At 60.6% G+C, this 7,492-nt stretch carries 8 protein-coding genes and 1 rRNA gene; 5 read left to right on the forward strand and 4 right to left on the reverse strand.

What is annotated here, in order from left to right:
• Positions 1-20: 20 nt before the first annotated feature.
• The 3 genes from SPH52_RS12410 to SPH52_RS12420 all read left to right on the forward strand — a co-directional run bounded on the left by SPH52_RS12410 (position 21) and on the right by SPH52_RS12420 (position 3,337).
• Positions 21-1,469 (forward strand): MATE family efflux transporter, encoded by a 1,449-nt coding sequence (locus SPH52_RS12410; protein ID WP_411795326.1) that lies wholly within the window; start codon positions 21-23, stop codon positions 1,467-1,469.
• Positions 1,441-2,490, forward strand: a complete 1,050-nt coding sequence (locus SPH52_RS12415) for a DUF3080 family protein (RefSeq protein WP_411795327.1) — start codon at positions 1,441-1,443, stop codon at positions 2,488-2,490. The genes SPH52_RS12410 and SPH52_RS12415 overlap by 29 nt, the downstream gene beginning before the upstream one ends.
• Positions 2,491-2,623: 133 nt before the next feature.
• The gene (locus tag SPH52_RS12420) at positions 2,624-3,337 is read left to right on the forward strand and encodes a hypothetical protein (RefSeq protein ID WP_411795328.1); all 714 of its coding nucleotides are present in this window, start codon (positions 2,624-2,626) and stop codon (positions 3,335-3,337) included.
• A gap of 34 nt (positions 3,338-3,371) precedes the next feature.
• Here the strand turns inward: SPH52_RS12420 and tusA are convergent, their stop codons facing one another.
• Complete coding sequence (gene tusA, locus SPH52_RS12425) at positions 3,372-3,629, reverse strand: sulfurtransferase TusA (protein ID WP_411795329.1); 258 nt, start codon at positions 3,627-3,629, stop codon at positions 3,372-3,374.
• Between the two features lie 29 nt (positions 3,630-3,658).
• On the opposite strand from tusA, the gene SPH52_RS12430 reads away from it, so the two are divergent.
• The gene (locus SPH52_RS12430; protein WP_411795330.1) at positions 3,659-3,946 is read left to right on the forward strand and encodes an antibiotic biosynthesis monooxygenase family protein; all 288 of its coding nucleotides are present in this window, start codon (positions 3,659-3,661) and stop codon (positions 3,944-3,946) included.
• A gap of 41 nt (positions 3,947-3,987) precedes the next feature.
• Here SPH52_RS12430 and rlmM read toward each other — a convergent pair whose 3' ends face one another.
• Positions 3,988-5,067, reverse strand: coding sequence for a 23S rRNA (cytidine(2498)-2'-O)-methyltransferase RlmM (rlmM, locus tag SPH52_RS12435; RefSeq protein WP_411795350.1), 1,080 nt, complete (start codon positions 5,065-5,067; stop codon positions 3,988-3,990).
• Positions 5,068-5,324: 257 nt separating this feature from the next.
• Between rlmM and gdhA the strand changes: the two genes are divergently transcribed.
• Complete coding sequence (gene gdhA / locus SPH52_RS12440; RefSeq protein ID WP_411795331.1) at positions 5,325-6,677, forward strand: NADP-specific glutamate dehydrogenase; 1,353 nt, start codon at positions 5,325-5,327, stop codon at positions 6,675-6,677.
• A gap of 107 nt (positions 6,678-6,784) precedes the next feature.
• Here the strand turns inward: gdhA and sugE are convergent, their stop codons facing one another.
• Positions 6,785-7,099, reverse strand: a complete 315-nt coding sequence (gene sugE / locus SPH52_RS12445; RefSeq protein ID WP_411795332.1) for a quaternary ammonium compound efflux SMR transporter SugE — start codon at positions 7,097-7,099, stop codon at positions 6,785-6,787.
• A 269-nt stretch (positions 7,100-7,368) separates the two neighbouring features.
• Positions 7,369-7,484: ribosomal RNA gene (gene rrf / locus SPH52_RS12450) — 5S ribosomal RNA — on the reverse strand.
• Positions 7,485-7,492 lie beyond the last annotated feature (8 nt).

The raw sequence follows: 7,492 nt of genomic DNA on the forward strand, positions 1-7,492 counted from the left end.
ATACGCATGGAGCTCTCCCCTTGGCAACGTTCTTCACCGATCTGCTGAGAGTCAGCCGCACGGAGACGCGGCCTCTGATACGACTGGCCCTGCCCATCTGCGGTGCTCAGCTGGCCCAGGCCGGCATGAGCGTTGCCGATGTAATGATGACTGGACGTCTCAGTGCTACCGATCTTGCAGCCGTCTCTGTGGGCTCCAGCTTGTGGCTGCCATTGATGCTGTTCATGACCGGCACCCTGATGGGGCTGACGCCTATCGTCGCCCATCTGCTGGGAGCCGGCGCCAACGAGCGCATTCGGCCGAGCGTGCACCAGGCGCTGTGGGTGGCCTTCACCCTGGGTCTGGTGTCGGCATTGTTACTCTGGTTCGCGGTGATGCCGATCTTTCGTGTGATGAACGTCCCCGCGGAGGTTGCCTACCGCTCGTCGGCCTATCTCTCCGCCGTCGCCTTCGGCATGCCGGGCGTAGCGCTTTTTCAGGCGCTACGCGCCTTCTCCGACGGCATGAATCATACCCGCCCGGCACTGTGGATCAGTCTGGTGGGCCTCGGGGTCAATATCCCCTGTAATTTCGTGCTGATCTATGGCGGCGATGGGCTCACCGGCCTGTTCGGTGATTGGCTGCCGGCCTGGGTGCAAGGTCTGCCGGCCTTGGGCGCGCTAGGTTGTGGCATTGCCACCGCCCTCTCCATGTGGGTCATGTGCCTGGCCATGATTTTCTATACCCGCCGCTCCCGGGCCTATGGCAATGTCGAGCTCTGGCACTCCCCCGCCCCGCCACGCTGGCGTCTAATCGGTGAGTTGCTGTATGTGGGCGTGCCCATCGGCGTAGCGATCTTTGTCGAAGTCACGCTGTTCACATTGATTTCACTGTTCATCGCCAGCCTGGGGGAAATCACGGTGGCGGCGCATCAGGTCGCCCTGAACTACACCTCGATCCTGTTCATGCTGCCACTGGCGTTGAGCATGGCGCTGACCGTCAGGGTCGGCAATACCCTGGGGCAGGGAAAGGCCGAGTTGGCCCGCATGGTAGCCTGGAACGGAGTACTGGTATCGGTGCTTATCGCGCTGCTGAACAGCACCCTGCTGTGGTTCACGGCAGAGCCGGTCATGGCGCTCTACACTCACGATACGGCCGTTCAGCGCCTGGCGCTATCGCTGATCCTGCTGGCCATGCTCTATCAGATATCCGACTCGCTCCAGGTCAACCTGGCCGGTGCACTGAGAGGCTACAAGGACACTCGCATCATCATGCTCATCACCCTATTCGCCTACTGGGCAGTGGGTTTGGCCGGTGGGCATTGGCTGGGTACCCGTGGAGTAGCCGGCTTGACCGAACCGCTGGGTGTGCATGGCTACTGGATCGGCTTGGTTGCCGGGCTCACCGTGGCAGCGGCCCTGCTTGGCGAGCGTTTGCGGCGCAAGACCAGGGGAGTCACGAATGGCAGGCTGGACATCCCTCACACTTGAGACGAAACCATTCTTTGCGCTACTGCTGCTGGTTCTGCTGGCTGGCTGTAGCGGCAATGACGAAGGCGAGATCAAGCTGGTAACGTACCAGCAGGCACTAGCCGAGGCCTTAGGCCAACCGACACCGCACAGGGCCAACCCTCCCAACATCGCTGCCTTTCCCGAACGCGACGAGCGCCTCTATGCGATCGCCGAAACCCGCGAGGGCATACTCAATGTCTATGCCCTGCGTGAGTGCCATATCACTTCACTTGTCGCCGCCCGCAACAACCAGTTAGGGCGCGTGGCGCCGCCCAGCCAGCAGTGGATCTATGAACTCGAACTCTGGCGGCGCCTCCATACCTGCTGGCACAGCGAAGTGCCACAGACTCTCTCCGAGGCCAACCGCGAGCGGCTCGAGCAGCTCACGCGTACCAAGACCGAGCAACTACCGCGAGTCAGTTGGAACAGCTTGTTCGATTCCGAGGAGTGGGTACGCAGCTTTTCCCGCGCAAGCTCTCCGCTGGCACCTGGCGAAACACAAGGCATCGAGGCCCAGTTCGAGGCCGTGGCCTGGCTGCATCAGGCCACGCTCAACCAGTTCAATCCGCAGTGGCGCCATGAGTCAGCCACGCTGGAGAAACACCTCAAGTCGTTGCGCAGCCGCCCGTTGACGGCCGAACTGCTGCGCGCCCTGCTGCTCGCCGAACAACGGCTGGACGAAGCGACTGGGCTACTGGCCGCCAGCCTTGCCGCCGGCGACACCTGCAGGAATTTCTCCGCAGTTCCCGGTGAACTGCACCAGCGCCTGACTGACATCCAGGCGTTCGATTGGCTGGAGCAACTCGAAGCGCTGGCCACTCGCTGGCTGACAGAGATCGACCGACTGTTCGAGAGTCACCACCCTCCTCCCGAAGCGATCGGCGCTTACCGAGAGCGCTGGCTCTCGCTGGAAAATCCTGACGCCCCTCTGCCCGCCTTTCGCCGGGCCTATGGCGATCACCATCGGCACTGGCAGATTCTCATCGACCACTGCTCATGAAAAAGGCTCGCCAGGCTTAACTTGCATGGCAACTCTGTGATATTGGTGATCCAGTAGGTAGGAGTCGATCCCGTCAGCCTTGCCGCAGCCGTGACCTTTCCGCTCGGCCCATGCAGAATCTGGAGGGAGAAACATGGGTATGTCACTGTCACCCCGCCCTGCCCGGGTCATCGACCTGGAAACGATGCGCCAGAAGCTCCAGGCCAAGCGTCGCCTGGTACGCCTCTCCCCCGAGCTCGATGGCCTCGAGATGGTCTACAGCCTGGCCTCGGACCCGGACTCCCTCTACGGCATGCCCATTCTTGCCTGGGGGCTGCGTGAGGATGGCGATGTAGTCGGCCTGGTACCTTGGATGGAAACGCTGACGCCCTGCCACCAGCTCGACGATGCCGAGCATGGTTGCTTCATCGGCTATCGCGATCCCGAAACCGAGGAGCTGCTGGAGTCTCCCCCGCCACATAAGGCCTGCGAACTGGAACATGCCGCCGCCTATTTCGATTACGAAGAAACCCACGAAGTCACCCTGATCCAGCAGATCCCCGACTCTCAGGGCACCCACGCCCTGTGCATCGACGATGACAGCCGCCCCTGGCAGCTCAAGCAGGTGTTCGGCTGGCGCCTCTACAGCGACGGCAACGTGGAAGCTCTCCTGGCAGACGAATCCATCGTCGAATCGACGCCGATCCTGCTCGGCGATGCCTGCCTCTATCCCGGCCGCAGCCGGCACCGTATGGTCTACTTCTTCCAGCGCAGCATCGCCAACCGCATCCGCGAACAGGACCCAAGCACACTCGAGGCCTTGGCCCTGATGGTCGTGCCCCGTTCCGCGAAGGGAGCCGGAGAGTGAGTGCAAGGTGCCCAACCACCAGGCTGGCAGTACATCAGCCTAAACGGATAAAGTAGAGGTAGCGTCCGCCCGACTCCTGCTGCGAGAGCAGCTCATGGCCCAAGAAGCTGCAGAACTTGGGCACGTCGCGGACGGTAGCCGGATCCGTGGCGACTACCTTGAGGATTTCGCCAGCGCTCATGTCACGCACCTTGTTGTGCATGAGCATGATGGGCTCCGGGCAATAGAGACCGGTCGTGTCCAGCTCGACTTTGAAGTCGAAGTCAGGCTGTGAGTCGGCGGCATTCGTCATCGATTGACCTCGGTGTGGGGAATAGCTGGATGATCAAGATCATAATCGAACGTCGTATCATGCCTGGCCTGGAGGACGAGTACGAGGAGGCCGCACGCGAAGCCATGCGCCACTCTCTCGGTGCCAGAGGCTTCGTCGGAGGCGAAACCTTGGTCGAACGCGGCCACAGCGACCGGCGGCTAATGATCGTGAAGTGGCGTGACCTGCTCGCCTGGAATGAGTGGTATACCAGCGAGGAGCGTTCACGCGCAATGCAGCGCATCCTGCCGCTGCTGACGGAAGACGAGACTATTCGCATCTACGAACCCTCCTACTGAAATAGCGTGAGAACGACGGCGTCAGCGCCCTGCTGGCGCCATCAGTCCTGCAACCTGACATGCACCGTGACCTCTTCACGATCGTGGTACAGCTGTCGACAGCGCAGCTCGGCGCGAATGCCGGCGTCGTGTAGCGCCTCCTCCAGCAGAGCCAGACAGCGAGCAACTTCCTCCCAACGCCGTTTCATCGGCAGCTTCAGGTTGAAAATCGCTTCCCGACACCAGCGCTGGATCAGCCAACGCTGAACCATCGCCGTCACACGCGACGGCTTGTCGACGATATCGCACACCAGCCAATCCAGGCGGTAAGGGGGCGCCCAAACGAAGCCATCCTCGCGCAGGTGCTCGACCATCCCCGTTGCCATCAGGTCACTGTTCATGGGTCCGTTGTCGATCGCAAACACATGCATCCCGCGGCTGACCAGTTGCCACGTCCAGCCGCCTGGCGCGGCGCCCAGGTCGGCGGCCTGCATGCCTTCCCCGAGCCGGACATCCCACTCCTCCCGTGGCACGAACTCATGCCAGGCCTCCTCGAGCTTTAGCGTCGAACGACTTGGCGCGGCCTGGGGAAAGCGCAACCGACGGATGCCACCGGGTAGTTCGCTGCGGTTACCGGGGAAGCTCATGCCCAGCTGCACGCGATCGCCATCCGTCCAGAACAGATGCAAACGGCGCCCGGCAGCCTTGCGACGCAAGGCGCCACGCCTGCGCAGTGCCGACTCGAGTGGACGCGTCAACGCCTTGATCAATCCCGTCAAGGCTTTGCCGTCATTGGTATCCGGCGTCTCGTGCCAGACCGAGTCGAAGCTCCAACCGCTGGCCACGACCTGCTCCACAATCGTTGAGAGCCTGTCGTCCCGGGCCAGGGAAAGCGGCTGCAGTGCCACCAGGCTCTGGCGCGCAAAGATGAGTCGGTCGAAGCGCAACTCCCGGTGCAACTCGTTGGCCGGCCGCGCGTCATCCACGACGAAACGCACGAAGCCCTCCTGAGGCGAATACTCCACCCGGCCGTGCCAATCCAGATGTTCGACGCAAGCCACTACCTCGGCAGCGGCATCATGCTCGAAACCAGGGCGGCAATAGAACAACAATTGATCGGGCGTCAGGTGCGACGGAGGCATCGAGGACAAGAGAAGAGGCTCCAGCAAGTTTGGCCCACCAATGTTAACAGTCTCGGCAGCAGCTGTGGGGAAACCTCAGAACCGTTTATTTATCGTCAATGAAAATATCAAAATGCTCGATAGTGGTGCACGAAAGATTGCCATTTAAAAGCGATTTCGACTCATATCAATGTCTAATCCGAACATAGCCTATGCGATTGCTGCATAATGGTGCAGTGAATTATAGTGAGCGCATCGTTATCAGACTGGATGTTCACATGACCTACGTACACGACACCCTCGAAGGGCTCAGAAAAAGCAGCCCTGCCCAGAGCGAGTTCTATCAGGCAGCCGAAGAAGTCCTCGAGTGTCTGCGCCCCCTCCTCGAAACGGTGCCGCGCTATCATCAGCACAGCATCATCGAACGTATCGTCGAACCCGAGCGTCAGATCATGTTCCGGGTCAGTTGGGTAGACGATGCCGGCAAGGTCCAGGTCAACAAGGGCTACCGCATCCAGTTCAATTCGGCTCTGGGGCCGTACAAAGGCGGCCTGCGCTTTCACCCGAGCGTCAACGCCAGCATCATCAAGTTCCTGGGCTTCGAGCAGATCTTCAAGAATGCCCTGACCGGGCTGCCTATCGGCGGCGGCAAGGGAGGCTCGAACTTCGATCCGAAGGGCAAGTCCGACGGTGAAATCATGCGCTTCTGCCAGTCGTTCATGAACGAGCTGTATCGTCATATCGGCGCAACCATCGACGTTCCCGCAGGCGACATTGGCGTAGGCGCCAGAGAAATCGGCTATATGTACGGCCAGTACAAGCGTCTCACGGGCAGCTATGAAGGCGTATTCACTGGCAAGGGGTTGAACTGGGGCGGATCACTTGGTCGCAAGGAGGCCACTGGCTACGGCGCCGTCTACTTCGCCCAGAACATGCTCGAGGCACGTGGCGACAGCATCATGGGCAAGACCTGCCTGGTCTCAGGAGCCGGCAATGTGGCCATCTACACCATCGAGAAGCTGTATCAGCTTGGCGCTCGCCCTGTTACCTGCTCGGATTCACGCGGCACCATCCACCACCCGGAAGGCATCGATCTCGACACGCTCAAGCTACTCAAGGAGGTCAAGCGGACCTCGCTGCGCGAATACGTCGAATACCATCCTGAGGCAACCTATATCGATGCCCAGGACTACCCCAGCGATGGCCATGCCGTATGGCGCATCAAGGGCGAGGTGGCCTTCCCCAGCGCCACACAGAACGAGGTGACCGAGGCCGATGCGATCGCCCTGCTAAGCAACGGCGCGCGCTGCATCAGCGAAGGTTCGAACATGTCCTCTACCGCCAGCGCCGTCGATCGCTTCCTCGAAGCCAGGATCGCCTATGGCCCCGGCAAGGCGGCCAATGCCGGCGGCGTAGCCACCAGCCAGCTCGAGATGGCTCAGAACAGCAGCATGCAGCAGTGGAGCATGGAAAAGGTAGATACCAAGCTGCAGGCCATCATGGCGGATATCCACCAGCAGTGTGCCAGCACCGCCGCGGAGTTCGGAGAGCCCACCAACCTGGTACTCGGCGCCAATATCGCCGGCTTCCGCAAGGTTGCCGATGCCATGATCGATCAGGGCGTCGTATAAGAGCCCAGCCAGGCCGCCACACTTCCGGCAACCACAGATGACAAAGCCCCAGCCAAAAGGCCGGGGCTTTGTGTCATGCACGAACTTCATGGCAGGCCAAGTGCCCACTAGCCAGCCAGCTTCAAACCCACCATCCCTGCAAGTATCAACACCAGGCTGATAAGCCGTAGCGATGATGCGCTATCGCCATAGACAAGAATGCCTAACAGTACCGTACCGATCGCTCCAATTCCCACCCAGATGGCGTAGGCGGTACCCACCGGCAGCACTTTCATTGCCTGAGCCAGCAGGTAAAAGCTGGCCGCCATGGCCACGATCGTGAACAGACTGGGAAGTGGACGGGTAAAGCCCTCTGATGCCTTCAGGCCCAACGCCCAGGCCACTTCGAGTAGCCCCGCCACGACTAACAGGAACCATGCCATTGCTTTCGTCCTCAGGCTTGCCTGAAAAGCCGGCGGCAAAGGCCAGACAGGGCAAAAAACAGTTTACGCGCTGTAAACGAGTACTTGAGCTGTTTTTCAACGCCGTATGGCCAAGCGCAGACAGTTTTCGTCCAAAGCCTTGTGGGTCGAGGTCGTCCCCGAATCAAGGTACGTATAACGGGTCGTCCCGCTCACGTTCAGCACTGAGATTATGAAGTGCCACAAACGGCGAAACCCAGCCTCTTTCGAAGCTGGGTTTCTGAAGAAGTGCCTGACGATGACCTACTCTCACATGGGGAGACCCCACACTACCATCGGCGCTGAGCGGTTTCACTGCTGAGTTCGGCATGGGATCAGGTGGTTCCCACTCGCTATGGTCGTCAGGCGAAAACG

The organism is Halomonas sp. A29 (assembly GCF_046723295.1).
Taxonomy (GTDB): domain Bacteria; phylum Pseudomonadota; class Gammaproteobacteria; order Pseudomonadales; family Halomonadaceae; genus Halomonas.

Excerpts from the sequence above, each read along its gene's own strand:
- SPH52_RS12415 (WP_411795327.1), top strand. The coding sequence starts at position 1,441 with ATGGCAGGCTGGACATCCCTCACACTTGAGACGAAACCATTCTTTGCG.
- SPH52_RS12420 (WP_411795328.1), top strand. The coding sequence starts at position 2,624 with ATGGGTATGTCACTGTCACCCCGCCCTGCCCGGGTCATCGACCTGGAA.
- tusA (WP_411795329.1), bottom strand. The coding sequence starts at position 3,629 with ATGACGAATGCCGCCGACTCACAGCCTGACTTCGACTTCAAAGTCGAG.
- SPH52_RS12430 (WP_411795330.1), top strand. The coding sequence starts at position 3,659 with ATGATCAAGATCATAATCGAACGTCGTATCATGCCTGGCCTGGAGGAC.
- rlmM (WP_411795350.1), bottom strand. The coding sequence starts at position 5,067 with ATGCCTCCGTCGCACCTGACGCCCGATCAATTGTTGTTCTATTGCCGC.
- gdhA (WP_411795331.1), top strand. The coding sequence starts at position 5,325 with ATGACCTACGTACACGACACCCTCGAAGGGCTCAGAAAAAGCAGCCCT.
- sugE (WP_411795332.1), bottom strand. The coding sequence starts at position 7,099 with ATGGCATGGTTCCTGTTAGTCGTGGCGGGGCTACTCGAAGTGGCCTGG.